The 26,507-nt window shown below is 43.2% G+C and carries 26 protein-coding genes; 4 read left to right on the forward strand and 22 right to left on the reverse strand.

What is annotated here, in order from left to right:
• Window positions 1-573: 573 nt before the first annotated feature.
• Window positions 574-1,020, reverse strand: coding sequence for a GatB/YqeY domain-containing protein (locus B5X77_RS20695; RefSeq protein ID WP_079509800.1), 447 nt, complete (start codon window positions 1,018-1,020; stop codon window positions 574-576).
• A gap of 17 nt (window positions 1,021-1,037) precedes the next feature.
• The gene (gene rpsU / locus B5X77_RS20700; protein WP_015595024.1) at window positions 1,038-1,211 is read right to left on the reverse strand and encodes a 30S ribosomal protein S21; all 174 of its coding nucleotides are present in this window, start codon (window positions 1,209-1,211) and stop codon (window positions 1,038-1,040) included.
• Window positions 1,212-1,422: 211 nt separating this feature from the next.
• Here rpsU and B5X77_RS20705 point away from each other — a divergent pair, with 211 nt between their 5' ends.
• The gene (locus B5X77_RS20705; protein WP_079509801.1) at window positions 1,423-2,352 is read left to right on the forward strand and encodes a Na/Pi symporter; all 930 of its coding nucleotides are present in this window, start codon (window positions 1,423-1,425) and stop codon (window positions 2,350-2,352) included.
• Between the two features lie 329 nt (window positions 2,353-2,681).
• On the opposite strand, the gene mtaB is transcribed toward B5X77_RS20705, so the two are convergent.
• From mtaB to gpr, 12 genes are all read right to left on the reverse strand, one after another.
• Window positions 2,682-4,037, reverse strand: a complete 1,356-nt coding sequence (gene mtaB / locus B5X77_RS20710; protein ID WP_079509802.1) for a tRNA (N(6)-L-threonylcarbamoyladenosine(37)-C(2))-methylthiotransferase MtaB — start codon at window positions 4,035-4,037, stop codon at window positions 2,682-2,684.
• A 5-nt stretch (window positions 4,038-4,042) separates the two neighbouring features.
• Window positions 4,043-4,792, reverse strand: a complete 750-nt coding sequence (locus B5X77_RS20715) for a 16S rRNA (uracil(1498)-N(3))-methyltransferase (RefSeq protein ID WP_079509803.1) — start codon at window positions 4,790-4,792, stop codon at window positions 4,043-4,045.
• Between the two features lie 75 nt (window positions 4,793-4,867).
• Complete coding sequence (prmA, locus tag B5X77_RS20720; protein WP_079509804.1) at window positions 4,868-5,806, reverse strand: 50S ribosomal protein L11 methyltransferase; 939 nt, start codon at window positions 5,804-5,806, stop codon at window positions 4,868-4,870.
• A gap of 19 nt (window positions 5,807-5,825) precedes the next feature.
• Window positions 5,826-6,953, reverse strand: coding sequence for a molecular chaperone DnaJ (dnaJ, locus tag B5X77_RS20725; RefSeq protein WP_079509805.1), 1,128 nt, complete (start codon window positions 6,951-6,953; stop codon window positions 5,826-5,828).
• Between the two features lie 184 nt (window positions 6,954-7,137).
• Complete coding sequence (gene dnaK, locus B5X77_RS20730; RefSeq protein WP_079509806.1) at window positions 7,138-8,967, reverse strand: molecular chaperone DnaK; 1,830 nt, start codon at window positions 8,965-8,967, stop codon at window positions 7,138-7,140.
• 129 nt (window positions 8,968-9,096) lie between these two features.
• On the reverse strand, window positions 9,097-9,687 hold the full coding sequence (gene grpE / locus B5X77_RS20735) for a nucleotide exchange factor GrpE (protein ID WP_079509807.1): 591 nt from the start codon (window positions 9,685-9,687) through the stop codon (window positions 9,097-9,099).
• Window positions 9,688-9,851: 164 nt separating this feature from the next.
• Window positions 9,852-10,883 (reverse strand): heat-inducible transcriptional repressor HrcA, encoded by a 1,032-nt coding sequence (gene hrcA / locus B5X77_RS20740; protein WP_079509808.1) that lies wholly within the window; start codon window positions 10,881-10,883, stop codon window positions 9,852-9,854.
• Window positions 10,884-10,959: 76 nt separating this feature from the next.
• Window positions 10,960-12,102 carry a radical SAM family heme chaperone HemW gene (hemW, locus tag B5X77_RS20745; protein WP_079509809.1) on the reverse strand — a complete coding sequence of 381 codons (1,143 nt, stop codon included), beginning with the start codon at window positions 12,100-12,102 and terminating at the stop codon, window positions 10,960-10,962.
• Between the two features lie 95 nt (window positions 12,103-12,197).
• Window positions 12,198-14,033 carry a translation elongation factor 4 gene (lepA, locus tag B5X77_RS20750; RefSeq protein WP_079509810.1) on the reverse strand — a complete coding sequence of 612 codons (1,836 nt, stop codon included), beginning with the start codon at window positions 14,031-14,033 and terminating at the stop codon, window positions 12,198-12,200.
• 630 nt (window positions 14,034-14,663) lie between these two features.
• Entirely contained in the window at window positions 14,664-14,996 is a 333-nt protein-coding gene (locus tag B5X77_RS20755; protein WP_079509811.1) for a YqxA family protein, read from the reverse strand.
• A 19-nt stretch (window positions 14,997-15,015) separates the two neighbouring features.
• Window positions 15,016-16,218: a stage II sporulation protein P gene (spoIIP, locus tag B5X77_RS20760; protein WP_079509812.1), complete on the reverse strand. Its 1,203-nt coding sequence runs from the start codon at window positions 16,216-16,218 to the stop codon at window positions 15,016-15,018.
• 93 nt (window positions 16,219-16,311) lie between these two features.
• Window positions 16,312-17,436, reverse strand: a complete 1,125-nt coding sequence (gpr, locus tag B5X77_RS20765) for a GPR endopeptidase (protein ID WP_079509813.1) — start codon at window positions 17,434-17,436, stop codon at window positions 16,312-16,314.
• 416 nt (window positions 17,437-17,852) lie between these two features.
• Between gpr and rpsT the strand changes: the two genes are divergently transcribed.
• Window positions 17,853-18,113 carry a 30S ribosomal protein S20 gene (gene rpsT / locus B5X77_RS20770; RefSeq protein ID WP_079509814.1) on the forward strand — a complete coding sequence of 87 codons (261 nt, stop codon included), beginning with the start codon at window positions 17,853-17,855 and terminating at the stop codon, window positions 18,111-18,113.
• Between the two features lie 69 nt (window positions 18,114-18,182).
• Here the strand turns inward: rpsT and holA are convergent, their stop codons facing one another.
• Window positions 18,183-19,205, reverse strand: a complete 1,023-nt coding sequence (gene holA, locus B5X77_RS20775) for a DNA polymerase III subunit delta (protein WP_079509815.1) — start codon at window positions 19,203-19,205, stop codon at window positions 18,183-18,185.
• Between the two features lie 313 nt (window positions 19,206-19,518).
• Between holA and B5X77_RS20780 the strand changes: the two genes are divergently transcribed.
• Entirely contained in the window at window positions 19,519-19,653 is a 135-nt protein-coding gene (locus B5X77_RS20780) for a YqzM family protein (RefSeq protein ID WP_023627242.1), read from the forward strand.
• Window positions 19,654-19,758: 105 nt separating this feature from the next.
• Here the strand turns inward: B5X77_RS20780 and B5X77_RS20785 are convergent, their stop codons facing one another.
• From B5X77_RS20785 to B5X77_RS20795, 3 genes are all read right to left on the reverse strand, one after another.
• Complete coding sequence (locus tag B5X77_RS20785; protein WP_079509816.1) at window positions 19,759-22,107, reverse strand: DNA internalization-related competence protein ComEC/Rec2; 2,349 nt, start codon at window positions 22,105-22,107, stop codon at window positions 19,759-19,761.
• Window positions 22,108-22,128: 21 nt separating this feature from the next.
• The gene (locus tag B5X77_RS20790) at window positions 22,129-22,539 is read right to left on the reverse strand and encodes a deoxycytidylate deaminase (RefSeq protein ID WP_079509817.1); all 411 of its coding nucleotides are present in this window, start codon (window positions 22,537-22,539) and stop codon (window positions 22,129-22,131) included.
• Window positions 22,540-22,638: 99 nt separating this feature from the next.
• Entirely contained in the window at window positions 22,639-23,241 is a 603-nt protein-coding gene (locus tag B5X77_RS20795; protein WP_079509818.1) for a helix-hairpin-helix domain-containing protein, read from the reverse strand.
• An 89-nt stretch (window positions 23,242-23,330) separates the two neighbouring features.
• Here B5X77_RS20795 and comER point away from each other — a divergent pair, with 89 nt between their 5' ends.
• Complete coding sequence (comER, locus tag B5X77_RS20800) at window positions 23,331-24,152, forward strand: late competence protein ComER (protein ID WP_079510332.1); 822 nt, start codon at window positions 23,331-23,333, stop codon at window positions 24,150-24,152.
• A gap of 106 nt (window positions 24,153-24,258) precedes the next feature.
• Here the strand turns inward: comER and B5X77_RS20805 are convergent, their stop codons facing one another.
• From B5X77_RS20805 to B5X77_RS20820, 4 genes are read right to left on the reverse strand one after another with little or no spacing between them, the layout of a single operon-like run.
• The gene (locus tag B5X77_RS20805) at window positions 24,259-25,005 is read right to left on the reverse strand and encodes a class I SAM-dependent DNA methyltransferase (RefSeq protein WP_079509819.1); all 747 of its coding nucleotides are present in this window, start codon (window positions 25,003-25,005) and stop codon (window positions 24,259-24,261) included.
• A complete protein-coding gene (gene rsfS, locus B5X77_RS20810) occupies window positions 25,005-25,358 on the reverse strand; it encodes a ribosome silencing factor (RefSeq protein WP_079509820.1) in 354 nt (117 codons plus the stop codon). Before rsfS ends, B5X77_RS20805 begins: the two co-directional genes overlap by 1 nt.
• A gap of 4 nt (window positions 25,359-25,362) precedes the next feature.
• Complete coding sequence (yqeK, locus tag B5X77_RS20815; protein WP_079509821.1) at window positions 25,363-25,929, reverse strand: bis(5'-nucleosyl)-tetraphosphatase (symmetrical) YqeK; 567 nt, start codon at window positions 25,927-25,929, stop codon at window positions 25,363-25,365.
• Window positions 25,919-26,488 (reverse strand): nicotinate-nucleotide adenylyltransferase, encoded by a 570-nt coding sequence (locus B5X77_RS20820; RefSeq protein WP_079509822.1) that lies wholly within the window; start codon window positions 26,486-26,488, stop codon window positions 25,919-25,921. The genes yqeK and B5X77_RS20820 overlap by 11 nt, the downstream gene beginning before the upstream one ends.
• Window positions 26,489-26,507: the final 19 nt, after the last annotated feature.

Genomic DNA, 26,507 nt, shown 5'->3' on the forward strand with positions numbered 1-26,507 from the left:
TTAAGGCTCCTGCTTCAGGTTGGGCTCATAGAATATTTCTATGTGACTTTTTTAAGGCTCTTGCTTCAGTTTGGGCTCTTAGAATATTTCTATGTGACCTTTTTAAGGCTCCTGCTTCAGGTTGGGCTCTTAGAATATTTCTATGTGACTTTTTTAAGGCTCTTGCTTCAGGTTGGGCTCTTAGAATATTTCTATGTGACCCTTTTTAGGGGCCTGCTTCAGTTTGGGCTCTTAGAATATTTCTATGTGACTTTTTTAAGGCTCTTGCTTCAGGTTGGGCTCTTAGAATATTTCTATGTGACCTTTTTTAGAGGCCTGCTTCAGTTTGGGCTCATAGAATGTTTCTATGTGACCTTTTTAAGGTTGCAAGCTGCAGTTTGGGCTTTTAGAATGTTTCTATGTGCCCTTTTTAAGGTTGCAAGCTTCATTTTGGGCTTATAGAAGAATATGCATATGGCTGTATCGGCTTTACTGAGTCTATGTATAAACCATTAAAACGCAAAGCATCATGCTGTCACATCAGTTAGTATGCGCTAAAAAGGCCGCAAGAGTTACCTGCGGCCTTCGAGCTTTTTATGAAAGGTGTTGTTGTACAAGTTTATTAACGAGAGATCCGTCTGCTTTGCCTTTTACTTTAGGCATAAGGACAGCCATTACTCTTCCCATATCGGCTTTCGATGCCGCACCGGTCTCCGCGATAGCTTCTTTGACTATTTCCGTCACTTCTTCTTCGCTAAGCTGCTGTGGCATGTAAACTTCGACATGCTTTAATTCTGTTTGTATCTTTTCAACGAGGTCTTGGCGACCAGCTTTTTCAAATTCCTGGAGGGAATCTTTGCGTTGTTTCACTTCACGAGAAAGTACAGTTAACTCTTCATCTTCGGATAATTCCTGCTTGCCGAACTTGATTGCTTCGTTTTGCAGGGATGCTTTGACCATCCGAATTGTTGTGAGTCTGTCCTTTTCTTTGTTCTTCATCGCTTGTTTCATATCATCATTTAAACGCTCGAGCAGGCTCAATTTGATTCCACCCTCTCTTAGAACTTGCGTTTTCTAGCAGCTTCAGACTTTTTCTTACGCTTTACACTAGGTTTTTCGTAGAATTCGCGCTTTCTAGCTTCTTGGATAGTACCTGATTTAGATACAGTACGTTTGAAGCGTCGAAGAGCATCTTCAAGCGATTCGTTTTTACGAACGACAGTTTTAGACATTCTCTTTCCCTCCCTCCGAGCACAACACACTAACACCAAAACACATGGGAAACCATGTACCTTGCAATTATAATATAACACCGGCATGAGGTCAACTGTAATTAGCCCTTGTTTTAAATAATGTATATTTGTCTCGGGCAACTGATAAAATGGAACTTTTATGCATGTCCCTCTTTGCTTTTCATACATTTAAATGAAAGGAGGATAGCTGATGGTCTATTTGCTATTATTTATCTTATTCCTCGGTGTGTTTATCGGAGGCATGACTTTGCTCCGGAGAGGCTTATTCGAACTTTCAGCGAGCAGAATGAAAAACTGGCTTTCTGTTATGACCGATACACCATTAAAAGGGCTGGTTGCCGGAATGGTAGTCACGGCATTGCTCCATAGCAGTTCAGCAGTCATGGTAATCACGATCGGCCTGATTTCTGCTGGCCTTCTAAAGTTCTCACAATCAATTGGCATTATCCTTGGATCAAATATCGGGACAACCTTTACCCTTGAAATAATAACCTTCAATATTGACGCATTCATCGTGCCTTTTGCTGTGGCGGGGGCAATTTTTATGGTTCTGCGAAACTCGACCTGGAAGAATATCGGCGCGGTTTCTTTTGGAATTGCCGCAGTTTTTGCAGCCATGAGGGGTTTCACTTTTCTCGCAGACCCAGTAACGAGCCTTCCTATGATCGAGCATGCTCTTGTCCATTTGAACAACAGTAATTTGGCAAGCCTATTTACAGGGACGATTGTAACTGCATTGATTCAATCGAGTACTGCAATGACTGGCATTGTCATGGGATTCCTGTCAGAAGGTACTTTAACCATGGATTCGGCAGTAGCAGCCATGCTTGGGGCAAATATCGGCACTTGCATCACCGCCTTGCTGGCTTCCATTGGTGCCGGGAAAGAGGCGAGACTGACTGCTTTTGCTCATGTATGGCTTAATATCGTTGGTGCGGCTTTGTTTTATCCCTTTATTGAAGAGATATCGGCCCTTGCACCACTAACCGCTTCAAGGCCGGAAGTCCAATTGGCCCATGTAAGCGTCGCTTATAATTTAATAGCATCGCTCCTCGTCCTTCCGGTAGCTGAGAAATTCGGAAGACTGATTGAGGTGATACACGGGAAGGATATGCTTTAAAACCGGTTATGTGATGGATATTTCCAGGATTCGCCGGATATATCAAGAGGTGTCAAAGATGCTTTTGAAAACTCCGCTATTTAAAGATATGGGCGATATATTTAAAAATCCAATGATATATTTCAAAATGTGATCGATATTTTTGAAAATGTGATCGATATATCTCGAAATGTGTTAGATATTTTTAAAAATCTGCTGATATTTTAAAATATCATCGATAAGCTGATATATAATGCCAGTCATTTTATGTAAAATGGTGGGATGAATTTTTATATGAATGTCTGTTGACGAAAAAAGAGCTGGCAATTTGCCAGCTCTTTTTAATCCATTTAAATAACTGCTTCTTCAGCTAAGGTTGTTTCATCTTCTAACACTCTGACGAATTGGCCTTCGTTGTAAGGATATCCTGCTTTTGCAATTTTCACCTTGACGATTTTGCCGACCATCTCTTCATTCGCAGGGAATACAACCTTTAAGTAGTTGTCTGTGTACCCTACATAAAGTCCGCTGTCTGGTGCTTCCTTGTAGACTTCTTCAGGAATTACTTCCAACACTTCATTTTCGAACTGTGAAGCATATTCCTTTGCAAGCTGGTCTGAAAGCTCAATCAAGCGGTGAACGCGTTGGTTTTTGATTTCTTCATCCACCTGATCTTCCATTCTTGCAGCAGGCGTGCCTGTACGTTTTGAATAAGGAAAGACGTGGAGCTCAGAGAACTTGTGCTCTTTTATAAAGTTGTATGTTTCCATAAACTCTTCTTCTGTTTCTCCAGGGAAACCAACGATGATATCAGATGTAACTGCAAGTCCAGGCAATACTTCTTTCAGGCGGTCAAGGCGCTCCCCGAAAAATTCCATTGTGTACTTCCGGCGCATTCTCTTCAGAACTGTATCCGAACCCGATTGAAGAGGGATGTGCAGATGACGGACGATGATATTCGACTTATCAATTACCTCGATCACCTCGTCTGTGATCTGACTTGCTTCGATAGAAGATATGCGAAGACGCTTGATGCCTTTCACCTGCGCCTCTAAATCCCTTAGCAGTGCAGCAAGGTTGTAATCCTTCATGTCCTCGCCATAACCGCCTGTGTGGATCCCAGTAAGGACAATTTCCTTGTATCCGGCGTCAACAAGCTGCTGAGCCTGGCGGATGACCTCCTGAGGATCGCGTGATCTCATCAGACCTCGTGCCCATGGAATGATACAGAATGTACAGAAATTGTTGCAGCCTTCCTGAATTTTCAATGAGGCTCTTGTGCGGTCCGTGAAGGCAGGGACGTCAAGCTCTTCATATACACGGTTCTTCATGATGTTGCCGACGGCGTTGATAGGCTGTCGTTCTTGCTTGTACTGTTCAATATACTCTAGCATTTTCACGCGATCCTGTGTGCCGACAACAATGTCCACACCAGGGATCGCCATGATTTCTGCAGGTGATGTCTGAGCGTAACAGCCAGTTACACAGATAACAGCGTCCGGGTTTTTGCGGACAGCACGGCGGATGACCTGGCGGCTCTTTTTGTCCCCAGTATTCGTTACTGTACAGGTATTAATAACGTAGACGTCAGAGGTAGATTCAAAATCCACTCTTTCGTAACCTTGTTCTTTGAATAATTGCCAGATGGCTTCTGTTTCGTAGTGGTTAACTTTGCAACCTAATGTATGAAAAGCAACTGCAGGCATGATCTTCACCTCAAAAGTTCAAAATGATAGGAAATAGCAGACAATGCATAAAGGGGTGCTGTTTCAGTACGTAATATTCGTGGTCCAAGACCACAAGCCAAAAATCCATTATTACATAAAAGGGTGACTTCCTCTGAAGTCAAACCACCTTCAGGCCCAAAAACAAGCAGGAGGCTTTCACCTGCTTCCATTTTTGAAAGAGTCGCAGACAGCATGGATGCCTCTCCTGCCCTTGCCTCTTCTTCATAAGCAATAAGCTTATAAGTATAGTCTTTTGCCGAAGTGATCAATTGTTTTAAACTGACCGGCTCTTGAACTGACGGAATGAGATTCCGATGCGATTGTTCCGCTGCTTCCTTGGAAATCTTCTGCCATCGTTCTACCTTTTTGGCAGATTTCTTGCTGTCCCATTTAACGATTGAGCGGGATGCGGTAAAGGGGACAAATTCATAAGCACCCAATTCAGTGCCTTTTTGGATAATCAATTCAAGCTTATCCCCTTTGGGCAGACCGCTCGCAATGACAACATGGACGGGCAGCTCCTTGTTCCCTTCTTCCCATTTTACAACGTTTGCCACAACCATTTCATCGGTAATTTCTGCAATCTGGCAAATTGCACTTTTTCCCGTGGGAGTGACACAAAAGATTTCATCCCCTGCGCTCATCCTCATGACACGCGCAATGTGATGATAATCATCTCCGGTAATATTGAATTGTTCCGGATTTACCTGTTCTTCAATAAAATAACGCTGCATCACAGCACCTGCTTTCGAAAAGAGCTGTTATAAAAAGACAGAAAAAAGGGGTGAAGCTGTCCCCTTTTTCCTACATTATTTCTTTTTCCCGATGATTGCAACCCAATCTTCCATAGTGATAATCTCTTCTATCTCGAAACCGGCGTCCATCATTGCTTCCTTGACGACTTCTTTCTTCTGCTGGATAATTCCAGATGTAATGAAGTAACCGCCATTTTTCACGATACGGCCTGCATCGTCAGCAAAACGAAGGATGACCTCCGCGAGGATATTTGCGACAACAATGTCGGCCCCTTCTGCTACACCATCAAGCAGGTTATTTTGTGAAACGGTCGCTGCATGCTGGACCTTATTCAGCTTTATATTGAGCTTTGCGACCTGGACAGCAACATCATCCAGGTCCATCGCTTCCACTTTTTCTGCACCAAGCTTGGCCGCAGCAATACTTAGGACACCAGAACCTGTTCCGACATCAACGACCCGGTCACCTGGCTGGACAGTCCTTTCAAGCGCCTGGATACACATCACGGTAGTAGGATGTGTTCCAGTTCCAAAAGCCATGCCGGGATCAAGCTCGATGATCAATTCATCGGTGTTGACCGGAGTGTATTCCTCCCAGGTTGGGACAATCGTGAATTTCTCAGAAATCTTAACAGGGTTATAGTATTTCTTCCAGGCAGTGGCCCATTCTTCTTCATTCACTTCGCTGATTGAAACTTTATTCAATCCAATATCGATATTGTAGATGATCAGATTATTGATTGCTTCTTTAATTTCATCCACCGTTTCTCCCAAAAAGCTGTTAACAGGGAGATACGCCTTTACGATAACGCCCTCTTCCGGATAATCGTCAGGATTAAGCTGGTATATTTCCCCGAACTGGTCCTCTCTTTCCTTCTCAAGCTCAAGCGGATCTTCTATAACAACCCCGCTCGCGCCTGCTTCATGCAGGATATTTGAAATCGGCTCAACCGCTTCATTCGTAGTTAAAATGCTGATTTCGGACCATTTCATTTATACCAACTCCATTCGATTAATCACCTTTTATGGCACGTTTCACTTTTGAAAAAAAGCTTTCCTCCTGCTCTCCAAGAGGGGATTGTCCGCTTACTTCCGCAAACTCACGCAGCAGCTGCTTTTGTTTTTCAGACAGCTTGGTCGGAGTCACGATTCGGACAAGGACATGCTGGTCTCCTGTACCGTAGCCGCGTACATTTGGAACCCCCTTGCCCTTCAGGCGGAATTTGGTTCCTGTCTGTGTTCCCGCAGGCACCTTCAGCTTTACCTTCCCGTGAAGTGTAGGGACTTCAACTTCATCTCCAAGGGCAGCCTGAACAAATGTGATTGGCATTTCACAATAGATGTCATCGCCATCACGCTCGAAAAACTCATGCGTCCTGATGTGGAAAACAATATAAAGATCACCTGGAGGTCCGCCGTTAATTCCAGCTTCCCCTTTTCCAGCTACTCTCAACTGTTGTCCATCGTCTACACCCGCTGGAATTTTCACATGAATCTTGTTTCTTCTTGTAACCTTCCCGGTTCCGGAACATGTTGTACATCTTTCTTTGATTTCCTTACCAGATCCATTACAGTGATGACATACACGGCGGTTTACAATACGTCCAAAAGGAGTATTTTGTTCTACACTGATCTGACCGCTTCCATGACAATGTTTACATGTTTCCACTTTAGTGCCAGGCTTTGCGCCAGATCCATCACAAGTGTCACATGTTTCTTCACGAGGAATCTCGATATCTGCTTCCTTGCCGAAAACAGCTTCCTCAAACTTTAAGGTCATGGTGTACTGAAGGTCGGCACCCTGTCTTGGTGCGTTTGGATCACGGCGTCTGCCTCCCCTGCCGCCGAAGAAGGAATTGAAAATATCTTCAAAACCGCCAAACCCGCCGCCGAAATCTGCTCCGCCGCCAAAGCCCTGGTTCGGATCCACGTGGCCAAACTGGTCATAATGAGCCCGCTTCTGGTCGTCACTCAATACCTCATAGGCTTCTTTTACTTCCTTGAACTTTTCATCTGCTCCCGGCTCTTTGTTGATGTCCGGATGGAATTGTTTAGAAAGCTTGCGATAGGCTTTCTTTAATTCATCCTTGGTAGCCGATTTACTGACCCCAAGGACTTCATAGTAATCCCGTTTACTCATGATTACCACTCCCGAATCTTTTCACATAAAGGTAATTTTAACATTCCCGTATATTCATACGCAATATTTAAAACATCTGTTATGCGGTAATTTATATCTATTTTACAAATAGTGTTCTATCACATTAAAAAAGCCAAAGCCAAGTAATACCTGACTTTGACTTTTTAGTTGCTATGAAAGTTTATTATTTATCGTCATTTACTTCTTCAAATTCTGCATCAACGACATTGTCGTCTTTCTTCGTTCCTTCTTGGCCCTCTGCGCCCTGCTGAGCCTGCTGCTTGGCAGCTTCTTCATAAAGCTTGACGCTAAGGTTAGTAACGATTTCCTGAAGAGCATCCTTTTTAGTGCGAATTTCTTCAATTTCATTCTTTTCGATTGCAGCCTTCAGTTCGTCTTTTGCTTCGTTTGCTTTCTTGACTTCCTCTTCATCTACCTTGCCTTCAAGGTCCTTCAGAGTTTTTTCAGTAGTGAAGACCAACTGATCAGCTTCATTGCGAAGTTCTACTTCTTCTTTCAGTTTCTTATCAGCTTCTGCGTTTTCTTCCGCCTCTCTTACCATGCGGTCGATTTCTTCATCTGAAAGTCCTGTAGAAGATTTAATAGTGATCTGCTGTTCTTTGTTTGTGCCAAGGTCCTTCGCACGTACATTAACGATACCATTCTTGTCGATATCAAATGTAACTTCGATTTGAGGTATTCCGCGTGGTGCTGGCGGGATATCAGTCAACTGGAAGCGGCCAAGTGTCTTGTTGGCAGAAGCCATTGAACGTTCACCCTGGAGTACGTGGATATCAACAGCAGTCTGATTGTCTGCAGCTGTTGAGAATACCTGTGATTTTGAAGTAGGGATTGTTGTGTTACGGTCAATCAGCTTCGTGAATACGCCGCCCATAGTTTCAATTCCAAGCGAAAGCGGAGTAACATCAAGAAGAACTACGTCCTTGACATCACCAGAAATTACGCCGCCCTGGATGGCAGCACCCATTGCGACAACTTCATCAGGGTTTACACCTCTGTGAGGATCTTTTCCAGTTTCTTTTTTGATTGCTTCCTGTACAGCCGGGATACGTGTAGATCCGCCGACAAGGATTACTTTATCAAGTTGTGACGGGCTCAAGCCGGCATCTTTTAGAGCCTGGCGAGTTGGACCCATTGTACGTTCAACCAAATCTGCAGAAAGCTCTTCAAATTTAGCGCGAGTCATGTTCACTTCAAGGTGAAGCGGTCCAGCTTCCCCAGCAGTGATGAATGGAAGGGAAATCTGTGTAGAAGTTACACCAGAAAGGTCCTTCTTCGCTTTCTCAGCAGCATCCTTCAAACGCTGAAGAGCCATTTTATCTTTAGAAAGGTCAATGCCATTTTCTTTTTTGAATTGCTCTACCAAATAGTCGATGATTACCTGGTCAAAGTCGTCACCGCCAAGACGGTTGTCACCTGCAGTAGCTTTTACTTCGAACACGCCATCTCCAAGCTCAAGGATGGAAACATCGAAAGTACCGCCGCCAAGGTCATAAACAAGGATTGTCTGATCTTCATCCATTTTATCAAGACCGTAAGCCAGTGCTGCAGCTGTTGGCTCATTGATGATACGCTCAACTTCAAGGCCTGCGATTCTTCCCGCATCCTTAGTTGCCTGGCGTTCTGCATCATTGAAATAAGCCGGAACAGTAATAACTGCTTTTGTAACAGGCTCTCCAAGGTAGTCCTCAGCATAAGACTTCAAGTATTGAAGAATAACCGCTGATAATTCCTGCGGTGAGTAATCTTTGCCTTCAACTTCAACTTTATGGTCTGTGCCCATATGGCGTTTAATAGAAATGATTGTGTTAGGGTTTGTGATTGCCTGGCGCTTAGCCACCTCACCAACCTGACGCTCGCCATTTTTGAACGCAATGACAGAAGGAGTTGTTCTGTTACCTTCCGGGTTTGGGATTACCTTTGGTTCGCCGCCTTCTAGTACGGCAACACAAGAGTTAGTTGTTCCTAAGTCAATACCGATAATTTTACTCATATTCAATTACCTCCTGGCTCATTTATGTAGGCTCTTTTCGTAAACTTTGTGCTTTCAATCTGCACATAGGTCTTTACGATTATATATTTTTATTCAGAAGTCTCCTCGAAAAAAGCCCTTTAACCACTGTTATTGGTTCACTTTTACCATCGCTGGACGAATGATGCGGTCCTTCAGCATATAGCCCTTTTGGAATTCTTCAACAACAATGTTAGGTCCGTAATTTTCATCTTCAGCCTGCATCACTGCCTGGTGAAGATGCGGGTCAAATTCCTTGCCTACAGCTTCAATCACTTCGACTCCTTCATTTTTCAAGGCATCAAGTAAGCTGCGGTAGACCATTTCCACACCCTGCTTAAGGGATTTAGCCTGTTCATTATCTACATCCATTTTCAAAGCACGCTCGAAGTTATCGATGGCCGGAAGCAGGTCTGTAATAATGCTTTGGGCTCTATATTTAGCGCTCGCTTCAAGTTCGATTCTTGAACGGCGGCGGAAGTTGTCAAAATCAGCCTGAAGGCGTAAGTAACGGTTGTCGGCTTCCTCAAGCTTGCCCTCCAATTCTGCGATTTTCTGCTCCATTGGATTTTGCTGCTCTTCCTCTTGGGATGGAATCTCTTCAGTTTGCTCAGAAGCTTCGTTTTCGGCAAAAACCTCTTCAACCGTTCCTTCTTCCGTCTTGCTGTTAAATTCTTGCTCAGTGTTTCTCTCTTCTGTCACGTTAACTCACCTCCCTTAAAGTATGGCGGCAAAAATCAGCCGCATTTCCCAGGAAAGCACCTGGATTGTTATTATTTCAACGAAGCTTGCACGCTTCAGTAGAAAACACACATGACGATTCAGGATGGAACAGGCTGTTCCACCCCTAATCAATATTTCCATGCTTATTTATTTTGATACAGCTGTGTCAGCACCTTTGACAAATCTGTACTAATTAATTGCAGCAAGCTGATGACTCTCGAGTATTCCATGCGGGTGGGACCTAAAACTGCGATAGATCCCAGCTTTTCTTCACCCATGGAATAGGTGGCAGTAATCAGACTGCAATTTTCCATTGCAGTGTTATCATTTTCAGTACCAATTTTGACATTGATTCCGGCTGAATTCCGCCTTATCAGATGATATAAGCCATCTTCATGTTCGATCATATTCATCAGATTGCGTATTTTTTCAACATCATTGAACTCTGGCTGGCTGAGTATATTCGTCTTGCCGCCAAAAAACACCTTTTCATGTGCTGGCAAGTTCAATGTTTCCATAATCGTATTCAGGAAAGTGTCATAACTGTTAATATGCTGACGCAGCAGCATGGCAATTTCCTTGTAGATATTGGAATTCAAATTGGTAAGCGGTACACCTGCCAATCGCTCGTTCAGGATATTCACCATTTTTTCAACGTCAGATGGATCTACACTCGTCGGGAAATGGAACATCCTGTTTTCCACATGCCCTGTATCGGTTACGATTATAGCGATAGCCGTATCCTTATTCAACGGGACGATCTGAAGCTTTTTCAGCCTGTTGTCCTTTACAGCCGGCCCTAAAACAATCGAAGTATAATTCGTCATTTCAGATAAAATTTTCGCTGATTTCTGTACGATTTTTTCAAGCTCGTAAATCCGTTCAGCAAAAATTGATTTTATTGCAGCCATATCGGTTCGATTGACTTTTTGCGGCAGCAAAAGGTTATCAACATAAAATCGGTAACCCTTTTCAGAAGGAATTCTGCCAGAAGATGTGTGGGTTTTCTCAATAAAACCCATATCCTCGAGGTCGGCCATTTCATTCCGGATCGTCGCCGAACTGAAGTTAATTTCTTCTTTTTTCGACAAGCTCCTAGAACCTATCGGTTGAGCTGAACGAATAAAGTCATCAACAATCACCTGCAAAATTAGCACTTGACGATCTGTTAACAACATCATCACCTCTGTTAGCACTCTATAAGAACGAGTGCTAATTCTAAAAATAATTTATCAATAATCACTTAAGATGTCAATGATTTGATACCCCAATGAATGATTGAAAAACTTCATTGCCAAGCATACGCCCCTGCCTTGTTAAGTTGATATGGCCATTATCGGTTTTTAACAGACCTTTTGAGATACCATCCTCAATTTGCCCGGCGAATATGTTTATTGGACTGGTACCGAACTTTTCTTCAAAATGTCGAACATCGACACCTTTCGCTTTCCTGAGCCCCAAAAACATTTCTTCTTCCATCTGTTCACCAAGTGTAACTTTATGCGCATCCATAATCGGTAGTTCGCCATTTGAAATGGGCTCCATATACTTTTTGAGAGGACCATAGTTCGACTGTCTCATTCCATTGACATAACCATGGGCTCCAGCACCAAAACCGTAATATTCTTCGTTGTTCCAGTAGGTTAGATTGTGCCTGCTTTCATATCCTGGCAGAGCAAAGTTACTTATTTCATATTGATGAAGACCATGTTTCTCCATTTGGTCCATGAGAATTTCATACATTTCTGCTTCGGCATCCTCGCCGGGGAGAGGCAGCTTTCCTTTTTGCATTAAATTGTAAAATACTGTTTTTGGTTCAATGATCAGTGAATAGCCTGAGTAATGAACGAGCCCCAACGAAAGGGCGGTTTGAATGGACTCAATGAAATCATGCTTTGTCTGGCCGGGAAGACTGTAGATCAGATCAATGCTGATATTTTCGAAGCCTGCTGCTTGTGCATTTTCGATTGATTCAAAAACATCCTTTGACCGGTGGCTGCGGCCGATTTTTTCCAAAAGCTCATCATTAAAAGTCTGTACTCCGAAACTAAGGCGGTTAACTCCTGCATTTTTCAGAATAGCCAGCTTCTCTTTTGATAAGTCTCCTGGATTCGCTTCAAAGGTATACTCTGTTCCATTGTCAAAGTTCAGCTTTTCCTGGATAGACTCTACCAATTTTCCTAACTGCCTTTCATCCAATGCGGTCGGAGTTCCGCCACCGACGAATATGGTATCGAGGACTTTCCGATTACCTTTTACCGTCAGTTCCATTTCTTTTCCTAAGGCATGGAGGTAATCATCGACAGGCTGGCCTTTCATAAAGACTTTATTAAAATCGCAATAATGGCAAATATGATGACAGAAGGGGATATGGATATATGCTGATTTCATTATTGTTTCACTTCCTATGAGGCTTTCTGCCTTAATTTATTGAAAAAAGAGGCCAGAATCACTTGCATTAACAAGCACATCCAGCCTCCCCTGCTATTTTATTTCTTTGTGTTGTTATCGTCCATCTTCAGGACTGCCATGAAGGCTTCCTGCGGCACTTCTACAGAACCAACCTGCTTCATGCGCTTCTTACCTTCTTTCTGTTTCTCAAGGAGCTTACGCTTACGTGATATATCCCCGCCATAACATTTTGCCAATACGTTCTTGCGCATTGCCTTAATGGTTGAACGGGCAACAATTTTCTGTCCGATTGCTGCCTGGATAGGCACCTCGAACTGCTGACGCGGAATAAGGTCTTTCAACTTATCCACGATGACTTTTCCACGTTCATAAGCAAAATCTCTGTGAACAATGAAGCTTAATGCGTCAACTTTTTCAGCATTGAGCAGGATATCCATCTTGACAAGCTTGGAAGGCTTGTACCCGATTAGTTCATAATCGAATGAAGCATAGCCTTTCGTGCTTGATTTTAGCTGGTCAAAGAAATCATATACGATTTCTGACAGCGGGATTTCGTATACGATGCTTACGCGTGTTTCATCCATGTATTGCATATCGATGAAAATGCCGCGTTTTTCCTGGCAAAGCTCCATGATCGCTCCAACGTAGTCATTCGGAGCCATCATTGTTGCTTTTACATAAGGCTCTTCAACACGGTCGATCTTTTGCGGATCTGGCATGTTCGACGGGTTGTCGACTTTTATCTCAGTTCCATCAGTCATGATTACATCATAGATAACACTCGGTGCTGTTGTGATCAAATCGATTTTAAACTCGCGTTCGATGCGTTCCTGGATGATTTCCATATGAAGCAGTCCAAGGAATCCGCAGCGGAAACCAAAGCCTAGCGCCTGTGATGTTTCCGGTTCGAACTGAAGAGCCGAATCATTGAGTTCAAGTTTTTCCAGTGCTTCTCTCAGGTCATTGAATTTTGCTGAGTCAATCGGATACAAACCGCAGTATACCATTGGGTTTAAACGGCGGTAACCCGGAAGCGGCTCAGTCGCTCCGTTTTTCGCATTGGTGATGGTATCACCGACACGTGTATCGCCGACATTTTTAATTGCCGCGGTAAGGAAACCTACATCGCCTACTGTAAGCTCTGGTGAAGGAGTAGCTTTTGGAGTGAATACCCCAACTTCCGTAACTTCAAATTCTTTACCCGTCGCCATCATTTTGATTTTGTCGCCGACTTTTACCGTGCCATCAACAACTCTGATGTAGGCAACAACTCCGCGGTAAGCATCGTATAAGGAATCGAAAATCAATGCTTTCAAAGGAGCAGAAGGATCTCCCTGCGGAGCAGGCACCTTTTCTACTATTTGTTCAAGGATTTCTTCAATTCCGATTCCAGCTTTTGCCGAAGCAAGAACTGCTTCGGATGCATCAAGGCCGATGACCTCTTCGATTTCATTTCTCACGCGCTCAGGATCCGCGCTTGGCAAATCGATTTTATTGATGACGGGCACGATTTCCAGGTCATTGTCGATTGCAAGGTATACGTTCGCCAATGTCTGTGCCTCGATTCCCTGTGCAGCGTCGACAACAAGGACTGCCCCTTCGCAGGCTGCAAGGCTTCGGGAAACCTCATACGTGAAGTCTACGTGTCCCGGAGTATCAATCAAATGGAAAGTATAAATCTCTCCATCCTTTGCCTTATACTTCAATTGTACTGAGTTCAGTTTTATCGTGATTCCACGCTCACGTTCAAGATCCATGGAATCCAGCAGCTGATCCTTCATTTCACGTGCAGTCAATGCATTCGTCTTTTCAAGGATTCGGTCAGCTAAAGTGGATTTCCCATGGTCGATATGGGCGATGATCGAAAAATTCCGTATCTTACTTTGTCTATTCAGTCTATCTTCTCTGCTCATTGCGTTCACTCCTACTATACTCGCGCATGTACACTATTGTTGATTATATCAGCAGGAATATCAAGATTCAATAAATAATGGAGGAAGAGTGTTGGTCGAAGTGCTATGGGACCTAAAATTAACTTTATCTTTGACTTCCCTGCCATATAAGGGTGCCGTTCTCCTTTAAATAGACCCTTATCTCTAATTTCCCTGCCACATAAGGGTGCCGTTCTCCTCTAAATGGACCCTTATCTCTAATTTCCCTGTCACATAAGGGTGCCGTTCTCCTTTAAATGGACCCTTATCTCTGGCTTCCCTGCCACATAAGGGTGCCGTTCTCCTCTAAATGGACCCTTATCTCTGGCTTCCCTGCCACATAAGGGTGCCGTTCTCCTCTAAATGGACCCTTATCTCTGGCTTCCCTGCCACATAAGGGTGCCGTTCTCCTCTAAATGGACCCTTATCTCTGGCTTCCCTGCCACATAAGGGTGCCGTTCTGACCTAAATGGCCTTATCTCTGGCTTCCCTGCCTTATAAGAGTGCTGTTCGTCTCTCTAAACGCACCTTAATCAAGCAATTCCTTTTTTTTCCAGACACCATTTAAACCCTAATCACAACAAAAACAGCGGGCGCCAGGCCCGCTGCTACTCACTTCCCTGTTATCAACTCTACTGTCTTTTCCATGACAGAGGAAATTCCGTCTGCCAGCTTTTTCCCCAATGATGAAAAGAGGTTGAATGCTTTCATTTCTTCTAGCTTTTTCCGCTTTTGTTCGAGGTCATGGCTTGATATGTCGTTGCCAAGAATCGCTGTTTCGAAGCTGCCACTCTCGTTTTCTTTCATAGTGAAGGCACTTTTAAATTCTGTATCTTCGTAGCCTTTCATTTTATGAATTCCTTCGTTGGCCTGCTGCATGCCGAACAATACGGATATGAACATTAAAGAAGCAAGCATTATGCTTTTAAGCATGAACATTTTCATCTCGATCACCTGACCAATTTTATTTCTTGTCTGGCGGCTGTTGTGCAGGAGCTCCTACTTTTTCCGCCTGCCAGTAGAATTCGCTAAATACATCTGCGAGTGCATCCGCTGACCTGTTCAATTCCTCGAATGTATTATCCACTCCGCCAAACTCAATCAATAATGCATTCCCTGAAAGGTCCTGATTGAATTTCCCGTTTGTTGAGGCACCCTTTTTCTCGATAACTCCCCTGCTGAGTCCCTTGCCATACTTCTTATCAAGGAGATTGTGCAATTCACGTGCAAGCGCAAGATTCTTCTCATAATTAGCGTTTTCCCCGCCAATAACAAATGCCAGTTTTGCATAGGATTTCCCGTTTATATCAATGGTGGTTTTCTCTTTCCGATAACCGTCTCTATGGACATCAATGAAGTATTGAAGATTCCTGTCTCCAGCCATGGCGGCTTCGACTACTGGACGGGCTTCCTGATAGGCTCTTCCAAAACCGAGGCCTTTCTTGTTAAGATTCGCCATAACATCCGTTTTATCGACGGTCGTTCCGATTCCGCGCTGTTCAAGGCTTGATTTGAGCTGATCGCCAATTTTTGTTACGTTTACCTGCGAGTGATATGCCTGGTTCGGGTCGGTCACTCCCTTAAGATACGGAAGATATGATTCCCTTGTATGGGTAAAATAAATATACACAGCTTTGCGGTCACCTGTAGATAATGGCGGTGCTGCATTTTCCCCCTGTGCACCCGGCAGATCCTCAGTGTTTTGCAGTGCCGCCTCCTGCTCTGCTTTCAACACATCCAGCGGCGGGGCAGATTCCATCGGCATGTTCGTATAATTGGTTCCCTCACCGGCTACGAGAATTTTACCATCGAAAAGCGAGAAACCAGGGAGCTCTCTCCCGAGAAGACTTCTTGGGTCATCCAGATTGATATTCGTGGACAGTTTAAACATTACATTGGTCAGCCTGGGAGCTTCATATTCCTCTGGCAGTGCCTGCAGGAATTGATGATTTTCCCAGCCCATTAGGCTGAAAAGGAGTTGGCCGTTCAGATTGGTCGCGGCCTGATTGACTGAATCTGAGGAAATTCGAAGTTCCGGCCTCAGCGTCGTCATTGCCCCGCTTATGGAAAAAATCCCAATGAGAAAGAAAACAAATGCTAGTGCGGCTTTTACAACTTGAGTTCCCTGGACAGCTACAATTATTCCGGATCGTTTATTGAATCTCATTGCTCCACCTCTCTCATGCAAGTCTAGTAAATGTTATGACTTTGCTAGAGAAGATAGAACCTTGATTCGTATCGTAATTTATTTGAAATAAACCTAGTGTGTATACATACCGGTATTATCCTGGTCGATATTCGAATGAAGCGCTGAATTCAGTCCGCTGGCTATCAGGTTCGCCATATCCTCTATGAAAACATCCACTTCTTTAGGAGTCACCATCAGGTTGTGGCCCAATGGAGATAAAACCTCATATATGAGCTTTCGTTTTTCTTCATCCTCAAGTGTCCCGATCATTCCAAGGAATGTTTGGCGGTGTTCTGTTTCCGGCAGATCTTCGTCCGTAAGCTTTCTTCGTTTGCCAAAACTCATGCCCGCGGGAACGAGGGATCTCGAAGGCTTGTTTCCTTCTCTCATTTCCTTGCCGAAATGCTTCAGGATAAAATCAATCGTATCACTTGTAATCGAAACGGCATCTACAACTGTTGGCACCCCAATAGCAATGACCGGGATCCCAAGGGTTTCTTTGCTGAGTTCCTTCCTTTTATTCCCTACGCCAGAACCAGGGTGAATTCCGGTATCGGAAATCTGGATCGTCGCATTGACTCTTTCAATGGAGCGTGAGGCGAGTGCATCGATTGCAATGACAAAGTCAGGTTTGGTTTTTTCAACTACGCCAAAAATAATATCGGATGTTTCAATACCAGTTAATCCCATAACGCCGGGAGATAGAGCACTAACTGAGCGGTAACCATCCTCGACAGACTCCGGCTGAAGTTCGAACAGATGCTTGGTCACCAGCAAATTTTCACAAACTAGAGGTCCAAGGGCGTCCGGAGTCACATTCCAGTTCCCCAGGCCAACGACAAGGCAGGATGCATCTTGCTGGACTCCAGACTGTTTTAAAAACTGGGCAAACTCTTTTGCGAATACCTTTTCCACTTTGCCCTGGAGTTCTGTATCCTGCTGGCGGATGCCGACAACTTCGATTGTCAGATATTGCCCCTGCTTTTTCCCAAGATTCTTCTCTCCCTCGGCAGTCACCTCAACGAGAGAAATCTTTATATCATTTTCTTCTTTTTCTTTTATGATGACGCCTTCAATATGAGAGAGATTTTCCTCGGTATGTACGGTTCCTGCCTTGTCTGCCAGCACCATCTCTCTTGCCTCGACAGCCAGGTCAGTCCTGATTGAATACATGCTCAAATCCACCGGTTCTTTCATAGTTGCATTCCTCCCAACACAGTTTGGCTGCTATACAGCATACTATTGCCTATCTTTTCCTTTTACATTAAAAAACATTCACGATACACTGGACTTAAATTAAGGCTGTTTTCGAAAAAATGGTTGTTAAAAACGCAAAGCCGATTTTAACGAGATAAGAGCCATTTTGTAGGCCGGTAGTAAGTTTGCATGCTCTTTTTCTCATCATAAAGGGTTAATTTTCTGAAGAAATTTAGGTAATTTAATTATATTTTGTATTCTATAGCAACATAGTTTGAAAAAAGAGCCTAAATTAAAGCAGAGTATTGCATTATTACCCCCTGTTTGATAAAATATCATTTGTTCTTAATAAATAAGAAATGTACTGGAAATGTCGAGTTCCATAAAATCTCGATGCTTTTTAGGAGGTGAACGGAATGCCAAACATTAAATCTGCGATCAAACGTGTGAAAACTAGTGAAGCAAGCAAAGCTCACAACATTACTGTAAAATCTTCTATGCGTACAGCAGTTAAAAAAGCTGAATCAGCGATCGTAAACAACGATACTGAAGCAAAAGCTTCATACGCTCAAGCAGCAAGCAAGCTTGATAAAGCAGCAGCTAAAGGTCTTATCCACAAGAATGCAGCTGCCCGCAAAAAAGCCCGTCTTATGAAAAAATTGAATGCTAACGGCTAATTTCTTTCATGCTGCTAATAAAAAAACGACCTGTTATGGTCGTTTTTTTATTTTGTCCTCTATGTAACTTTATTTCCTGCCATTAATCTGGAACAGGATCATTTCGATCAGCATCTCTTTTTTCATGCCGCCCGTTTTCATTTGATAATCAGCGTCGGCAAGAAGTTTAATGATTCTAGTCAGTTCTTCATCAGAAAATGCCCCTGACTGTCCCGCTGCCAATTTCACCCTGAATGGATGGATTTTCAATGCCCCTGCAATCTGCTGTTGGCCATAGCCTTTTCGCGCAAGCTCTTTTACCTGATAAATCAGCCTGAACTGGCCAGTGATCACCGCAAGGATTTTTATTGGTTCCTCATTTTGTTTCAGAAGATCATAATAAATCCTCAGTGCAGCCTCGACATTCCGGTGAACCACCTTGTCGACCAAAGAGAATATATTCTGTTCCAGAGACCTTGCTGTCAGACGATCCACAATATCCTTGCTGATCGGCTGATTTTCTCCTGCATAAAGCGCAAGTTTATCGATTTCTGATGTTAGCATGAATAAGTTCGTCCCTGCGAGTGCCAATAGAAGCTCGATCGCATCATTTTCAATGACCGCCCCATGTAACTCAGCACGTTCTTTTACCCAGGCTTTTATTTCTTGCTCATTCAGCTTTTTCGCTTCTATGACCGTTGCTTTCCGCTTTAACTCCTTGGTTATTTTCTTGCGTTCATCCAATTTTTCATATGGAGCGGAAAATACGATGATGGAGTACGGAGCAGGCTGTGAAAGATAATCCTCCAGTTTGGCCAGATTGTGCTCAATCTTCCCTTTGGCCTTCTCAGATGTCAAAAACACGGGGTTCTGTAAAATCACCAATCGCTTCTCTCCCATGAACGGAAAGGTCTCAGCGTCTTCCAGTGCTGCCTCAATAGGTGTTTCCTCGAGGTCGTATACCGAGAAATTAAAATCCTTTTCTTCTTCATCCAATACATTATCGACAAGAAGCTGTTTGGTCTCATTGATAAGAAAGGCTTCTGTTCCATACAATAAATAGACCGGATCTACTTGCTTTTTGCTTATCTTTTTCCAAATGTCCAATACCACTTTTATACCGCTCCGTTCAATCCTTTTTTTACATACATCTATCGTAAAGAAGCTTGGACATTTTGACAAGCATTCTAAGGGAATTGGCCGCCTCCATTTTGGGCCAATTCCCTTATCTATATTGAACGCTGCTATACAAGGCCTAGGATACTCATATCGCAGCGGTGCATCTAAGTAAGATTATTTTAGCCTCAAGCGGGAAAAGTATTTGTGTCAACTCTTGGTACATTGGGTAAATAAGCTGTAAAGAGAACACTGGATTTTTTAAATTGAATCGCTTATACTATTATAGAATTAATAGGGGGGATTGACTGTGAATCAATTCGAAGAAAATGTACAAAGCAATCGCAATGACGCTGTTGACTCAGGTGTTGGGTTCATCGTTTCTTTTGGATTCTTTGCAACAATGTTCATTATTGCGACAGTCGTGCAGTTAATCGGGAGTTAATCACGGCTACATAGGATAAAGTTATGGAGACTGCATTTTAAAAATGCAGTCTCTTTTCGTATTCTTGTGATTTTTGGGGGAGAGACGCGTGCTCTTTGATATATACTATGGACTTTGCAGCTCAAACGTTCCTGTGTTGCCATAGAACTTATAAATGATTGCACCATCTTCATCCGTTCTGAAAATCTGAACGCCTCTACCCTTTAGTTTTTCGAGCACTTCCCCTGATGGATGGCCGTAACGGTTATTTTTTCCGGAGGAAATAATCGCATACTCAGGCTTTATCTTTGAAAGAAATGTCTCCGAAGTGGAATATTTACTGCCATGGTGCCCCACCTTCAGCACATCTATGTCCAGACCGTTAATGTTTTCTTCTACTGACTTTTCACCTTCAAAACCAAGATCTCCTGTAAAAAGCCACCTTTTCCCGCCAATAGATGCTAGCAGCACAATCGATCCGTCATTTCGATCTTCATAAGACTTGATCGGATTAAGAACCATGAAATCTCCACTTTTTGTATGCCAACCATTGCCAACTTTAGCGGTACCGATTTCTGTTCCTTGCTTTTGGACGATGCTGATTATCTGTTTTTCCAACTCAGACCTCTCCGTACCATTTGGCATAATCACCTGTTTGACATTGATTTCATTTAACAATGCAACAGCTCCCCCGATATGATCAGCATCACCATGTGTGAGGATCAATTTATCCAGGGTACGGACTCCTTCACTTTTCAAAAAAGGGACCACGATCTTTTCTCCGGGATCATAGGTACTCCTTCTCTGCTGCCAGTCTTCCTTTGTAAAGGACATGACGCCGCCAGTATCAATAAGATAATTCCCCTGATTATATGGCAGCTGGATGAAAATGCTGTCACCCTGGCCAACATCAAGAAATACGATTTGCCCATTTGGACTGAAAAATGGCCATAGAATTTGCATGAGAAGTGGAATAAGAGGCAGCGTGTAAAGCCATAAAGGAGTTCTGGAATTATTAGACATGTATCCTTCCCACTTATAGAAAAATGTTGGTATCAAAAGGATGGCTAAAATTAATATGGCCGGTTCGAACTTACCGATGATCAGAGTCGACATCGGAAGTTCAGCTATCCAGGCAGCCAAAAGGTTAACATGGTGAATGACTGCTTCCAGGGAGGTTAAATAAAATGTAGGGATTGCTCCTAAAACAACCAGAAAAATGTAGGACAACAGCAGAAGCGGAAGTAATACAAATGAAAATAGAGGTACGAAAAAAAGATTGGCAAAAACAGAAATCACAGAGACTTCATGGAATGAGGTAATGAGAATCGGGACACTTGAAATTTGTGATATAAATGAAGCTGCAGCTGTTTGTTTTACAAATGAAGTGAATGATTTAAGGATGATCGGTGCGGAAAGAACTAAGGAGAAGCTCACTGTGTAAGAAAGCTGGAAACCCGTATCATAGATAATGGCTGGCTGGAAAAATGCCATGATCATGAAGGCAGTTGATATAGCATCAAGCGGTGTCGTTCGGACTGACAAATGTCTTGATCCAATCAATATGAGAAGCATGACGGCCGCCCGGACAACAGGTGGTGCAAGACCAGTAATAACACTATACAATGGCAGAAATGCCATAAGTATTAATTCAGTTTTTTCCTTTGTCACTCCTAACCTGATGAAAATGAAGAAGAGCATTCCGATGAGCAGGCTAACATGCAGTCCTGAAATCGCCAGCAAATGGACGATGCCTATTTTCTGGTATGACCGTTCTGTTTCGGGATTGAATAAAATTCTCTCTCCAAAAATCAGGGCTGCTGCAAGCGCGGAGGTTTCCTCGGGCAGCATATTTTCTATTCTGGCGACTTCTTGCTGCCTGAAGCCTTTTAGTGCAGTTAGAATGTTTTCTGACCGTTTATGGCAGGTATTCAAGGTCAGTTGGCCGACTTCAAGCAGCCAGGATATTTCATTACGTTCAAGATACTTTCTGTAGTCAAAAGCGTTTGGATTCGTGGCGGATGATGGACTAATGAGGGTCCCTGAAGCCGTACAGGCCATTCCCGGGACGAGAAGATTTTGGATCGTGTTTTTTTCATGATTTGACTTGACTCTATATTTGATGAACAGCTTTTCATTGTTTGGCAGGGATTTTCCATAAGCTAAAAGCAAATCGCCTTCCACCTTAATGCCATCTTCAAACAGTATAACGAAACTTTTTTCACTCCCGTTATAAACTGTTTTGAAGTTAACAGATTCATAATACCCTGCAGCTGTGAAAATCATATAACAGCCTGTCAGAAGCAACAAAAAAGATACTTGCAGCTTCTTTACTTTTTGCAAAAAGGTGAGACAAAGAAGAAACAATAGCCCATAAACAACGGGATGTTCTTTACTGGTAAGCAGCCCAAGCAAGGAGACAGCTGCAAAATAAAACAGCTGTCCCTTAATGGGTAGATGACGAATAGACTTCATATCTTTTATCCTTTAGAGTTATTAGGGCAAATGAACAACCTCTACATCCCTTAAAAAGAGATCATTGTATTTGTTTGGATAGGCAGATCGGTAAACAATCCTGGCTATCCCTGATTGTGCGAGCGTCTTGGAACACTTTTCACAAGGCTCATGGGTTACGAAAGCTGTTGCTCCCTTTAACAGGCCCCTGTCAGCATGGAGGACAGCATTTTCCTCAGCGTGCAATGTCCTGATGCATCTCCCCTGTTCATTAATCAAGCAGCCGGCATCTTCACAATGATCGTGGCCATGTATGGAACCATTGTAACCTGTAGAAACTATATGCTTGTCCTTGACAATGACACATCCGACATGCAGCCTAGGACATGTGGAGCGTGTGCCTACTTCTTCTGCGATATCCAAAAAATATTCATCCCAACTCTTACGTTCCATGCTGTACTCCCCCTTGTAGAAGACCAAATCCAGGTTTGGACAATCTTTTATATCCTCCATTTTAAGGCTTTCGATAAAAGAGTTCAATTTGAATGGCAGCTATTTTACCGAAATCTGGTCCCTTAATTTTTCAAATGTTTTTTCACCGATTCCGCTTATTTCCTTTAAATCCTCAATCACCTTAAATGGTCCGTTAGTTTCACGATATTCAATTATAGCTTCCGCTTTAGCAGGTCCAACACCCGGTAATGTCTGAAGTTCGTCCGTTTGGGCAGAGTTTAGGTTCACCTTTCCTTTACCTGTATCCCCGCCAGCCTGAATTGGGGAAGACGAAAGTATTTGCTCTCCAACGCGGGGTACATAAATAGCCATTTCATCCGTAACATACATGGCAAAATTTATCGCTGCAACGTCGGCGTCCTCTTCTAGCCCCCCTGCCAGCTCAATTAAGTCAATTACCCGGCCAGCCTCCTTAACTTCATAAACACCTGGATTAACGACAGCTCCTTTTATATCCGCCATCATTACGATGGCTTTTTCCTCAACTTCTTCTTCAGTTGTTTCAACATCTGTTACCACCGCCAAAGCATCAGCATTTTCTTCTGTCAGTTCTCCTTCTTTATCGAAGGAGGCATAAAGAAAAAATAATAAAGCCGCAAATCCAGCAATTACATAGATTTTGTTTTCTTTGATCCATTCCATGTTTGCGTCAACGCCTTTCTCTATGTCATAAAGTAAAAGATAAAATCATATGGATATAGGAGAATAAATGTATGAAGGAGGGAAGGGTTATGAAAATAGGGATTATAGGCACAGGGAATATGGGGAGAATTCTCGCCGAAGCTCTCATTGATGGGAATGCCATTTCCCCTTCTTCAATGATGATTACTAATAGGACATTATCCAAAGCTTTAGAGATACAAAAAATATATCCGGATTTATCAGTTGGAAAGGATGCTATTGAAGTAGCAGAACACGCTGATGCCATTTTTGTCTGTGTAAAACCCCATAATGTCCTGGAAGTGCTCGAATTGATCAAACCTGTACTCAAGAGTGATAAATGTGTCATTTCAATAACAAGCCCTATCAGTGTCCAGCAAATCGAGAAGGTTGTGGACTGTTCAGTGATGAGAATCATCCCGAGCATCACGAACAGGGCACTTGCTGGTGTATCACTTTTTTCGTTTGGATCCAAATGCACTGCCGAATGGAGAGAGTCATTATTCACCCTTTTCAAAAAGGTATCTGTACCGCTTGAAATTGAAGAGAATATTACAAGGGTAGCATCGGATATCGTTAGCTGCGGACCTGCTTTTTTCAGCCACCTTGTTCAGAGCTTCATTGAAGCTGCGGTAAAAGAAACCGAAATTGACAGGGAAACGGCTACTAAGCTTTCAAGTGAGATGCTGGTGGGCATGGGCGAATTGCTGAGTCAAAACCATTATACGTTACAGACTTTGCAGGAAAAGGTTTGTGTAAAGGGCGGAATTACCGGAGAAGGGATCAAGGTGCTGGAAAGTGAAACAGGGGATATGTTTGAACAGATTTTCAAGGCAACACATAAAAAATATGCAAAGGAATTGGAAAAAACGGAGGAACTTTTCGGTCCTTAAAAGTATTCTCCATTTAACTCGATTATCCTTCCCGCTAAATGTGACAAAATTAGTACAGAAAGGCTCCCATTCGATCAGAATGGGAGCCTTTCTGTTTTTCTTATATTCAGGGCTTAATCATGGCAAAAAACAATCGTTCTGATGTTGATTCAGGCTCCTTCAATGAATAGTCCCCGGTGACTTCAATATTCTCAAAACCTGTCTGCTTTACCAAATCCATATAAATTGAAACAGGATATGTACGCTGGAAATGGAGTTCATCGACTCGATCATATTTTCCGGATTTCTCATCGAGGACGAAAAAAGTCAGCTCATGTTCAACACTATGTGGTGCATCCCCTTTGAAGCTGTTCCAAATATAGGTGATCTCCTCGGCGTCCCATGTAAATGTCGCGTCTGCAAAAATATGGTCCATTTTATACACGGAATGGATATCAAAAATAAACAAGCCGCCCTTTTTCAATAGGCGATGCACTCCTTCGAAGGTTTTCCGAACTGCGTTCTCATCCTCCAAATAATTAAGAGAATCACAGAAAATACCGATCATATCGAATTCACCTAAATCTTCAAGCTCTGTCATATCCTGCTGAAAAAAATGGATGGGCAAAGAAAGATCCTGGGCTTTCACCTGGGCTACTGAGAGCATGTCTCCGGATAAATCCGCGCCGGTTACATCATAGCCCTTTTGTGCCAATCTTACAGAGAGCTCCCCGGTCCCGCATGCCAGGTCGAGGAGCTTCATTCCGTTCACTTGAAATTTCTCTTTGTATGCCTCCAGGATTTCGACCCATTTTTCATAGGGAACATCCTGCATAAGCTCATCATACAAATATGCAAATCGTTCGTACGACATTAATTCAGCTCACTTTGCACGTTTTCGATTGGCGCATCTCCCCAGAGACGTTCAAGATTGTAGTAGCTTCTTTCTTCTTTATGGAATACATGGACTACCACATCGCCGATATCGATCAGGACCCATCTAGCTTCATCAAATCCTTCCATCCTCTTCAGGTTATGCCCTTGCTCCTCTGCTTTTTCCCTGATTTCGCGGGCAATTGCCTGTACCTGCTTGTCAGAATTCCCGTGGCAGATAATGAAGTAGTCAGCAATCAGCGAAATGCCTTTCATATTCAATACCATAATATCTTCTGCTCTTTTATCATCTGCTGCTTTTACAGCTGTCATTAATAGTTCTCGATCGTTCATTCAATCACCCTCCTGAATTTTTTACCAAGCTGTTGTATGCGTTAAACGTATCCGGAAAGACCGGCTGATTTTTCTTCATCAGAAATTGGATAGTATTTTTCATGGACTGGATCAGCGCAATGTCCAAATCATTCACTGCCATTTCCCTGACTTCATCCACTCCCGGAAAATGACGGCCTGGCTCAATATAATCAGCCAGATAAATAATTTTTTCAAGGAGGGTCATGCCCACCCTCCCAGATGTATGGAAGCGAATAGCATCCAGGATTTCTTCATCTTTAATGCCTGCTTCCTTTTCAGCTAGAAAGGCTCCTACCGGTGCATGCCAAAGCTCACTGTTGAAATCCAGCAGGATAGCCGGCATCTCTTGTTCCACAATGATTTGCCTCATTTCATCCTTTGGCCTGAATTTGGCGTAATCATGGAAAATGGCTGCCAATTCTGCTTTCTTTCTATCTGCACCGTACTTCTCAGCCAGTCTGAGGGCAGTCTCCATCACTCCAAGTGTATGCACATAGCGATGTTCAGTCAGTTGCGGCTTCACTATCCGAAGTGCTTGTTCACGCTCCATATAAACTATTCTCCTCAATATATACCCGTACAGAATCCGGCAGCAAATAACGTATGCTTCTTCCGGTCCTTGTTCTCTCTCTGATCATGCTTGAAGAGATATCCATCTGGGGTGTTTCTGCGTAAAGAATATCATAATCCGTTTCCGTCGTGTACGAGGGCCTGCTAACCCCGATAAACTTTACCATCTTCAGCAAATCATCTATTTTATGCCATTTAGGCAAATACTCGACCATGTCGCCGCCAATGATAAAATAGAAATCAATTTCTTTATTCTTATCTTTCAATATTTTCATCGTTTCATACGTGTAAGAAGGACCGCTCCTCTCAAGTTCTGCTTTTTCCAGCCTGAATTGCTGGTTGTCAGCAATAGCAAGCTCGAGCATCGCTAGCCTGTCTGAATTGCTGATGGGCTCTTCGACAGTTTTATGCGGCGGAACCTGATTTGGCATGAACCATATCTCATCCAGCCCATAAGCTTGAAGCACTTCATTCGCTATAACCAAATGTCCGGTGTGCGGCGGATTGAAGGTTCCGCCAAGAATGCCAACTTTCTTCAAACAGGCACCTCCCAGTTTT

Origin of the sequence: Mesobacillus jeotgali (genome assembly GCF_900166585.1) — a bacterium.
Taxonomy (GTDB): Bacteria; Bacillota; Bacilli; order Bacillales; family Cytobacillaceae; genus Mesobacillus; species Mesobacillus jeotgali_A.

Coding starts and splice junctions, on each gene's coding strand:
- rpsU (WP_015595024.1), bottom strand. CDS start 1,211: ATGTCTAAAACTGTCGTTCGTAAAAACGAATCGCTTGAAGATGCTCTT.
- B5X77_RS20705 (WP_079509801.1), top strand. CDS start 1,423: ATGGTCTATTTGCTATTATTTATCTTATTCCTCGGTGTGTTTATCGGA.
- mtaB (WP_079509802.1), bottom strand. CDS start 4,037: ATGCCTGCAGTTGCTTTTCATACATTAGGTTGCAAAGTTAACCACTAC.
- B5X77_RS20715 (WP_079509803.1), bottom strand. CDS start 4,792: ATGCAGCGTTATTTTATTGAAGAACAGGTAAATCCGGAACAATTCAAT.
- prmA (WP_079509804.1), bottom strand. CDS start 5,806: ATGAAATGGTCCGAAATCAGCATTTTAACTACGAATGAAGCGGTTGAG.
- dnaJ (WP_079509805.1), bottom strand. CDS start 6,953: ATGAGTAAACGGGATTACTATGAAGTCCTTGGGGTCAGTAAATCGGCT.
- dnaK (WP_079509806.1), bottom strand. CDS start 8,967: ATGAGTAAAATTATCGGTATTGACTTAGGAACAACTAACTCTTGTGTT.
- lepA (WP_079509810.1), bottom strand. CDS start 14,033: ATGAGCAGAGAAGATAGACTGAATAGACAAAGTAAGATACGGAATTTT.
- B5X77_RS20755 (WP_079509811.1), bottom strand. CDS start 14,996: ATGAAAATGTTCATGCTTAAAAGCATAATGCTTGCTTCTTTAATGTTC.
- spoIIP (WP_079509812.1), bottom strand. CDS start 16,218: ATGAGATTCAATAAACGATCCGGAATAATTGTAGCTGTCCAGGGAACT.
- gpr (WP_079509813.1), bottom strand. CDS start 17,436: ATGAAAGAACCGGTGGATTTGAGCATGTATTCAATCAGGACTGACCTG.
- rpsT (WP_079509814.1), top strand. CDS start 17,853: ATGCCAAACATTAAATCTGCGATCAAACGTGTGAAAACTAGTGAAGCA.
- B5X77_RS20785 (WP_079509816.1), bottom strand. CDS start 22,107: ATGAAGTCTATTCGTCATCTACCCATTAAGGGACAGCTGTTTTATTTT.
- B5X77_RS20790 (WP_079509817.1), bottom strand. CDS start 22,539: ATGGAACGTAAGAGTTGGGATGAATATTTTTTGGATATCGCAGAAGAA.
- B5X77_RS20795 (WP_079509818.1), bottom strand. CDS start 23,241: ATGGAATGGATCAAAGAAAACAAAATCTATGTAATTGCTGGATTTGCG.
- comER (WP_079510332.1), top strand. CDS start 23,331: ATGAAAATAGGGATTATAGGCACAGGGAATATGGGGAGAATTCTCGCC.
- B5X77_RS20805 (WP_079509819.1), bottom strand. CDS start 25,005: ATGTCGTACGAACGATTTGCATATTTGTATGATGAGCTTATGCAGGAT.
- rsfS (WP_079509820.1), bottom strand. CDS start 25,358: ATGAACGATCGAGAACTATTAATGACAGCTGTAAAAGCAGCAGATGAT.
- yqeK (WP_079509821.1), bottom strand. CDS start 25,929: ATGGAGCGTGAACAAGCACTTCGGATAGTGAAGCCGCAACTGACTGAA.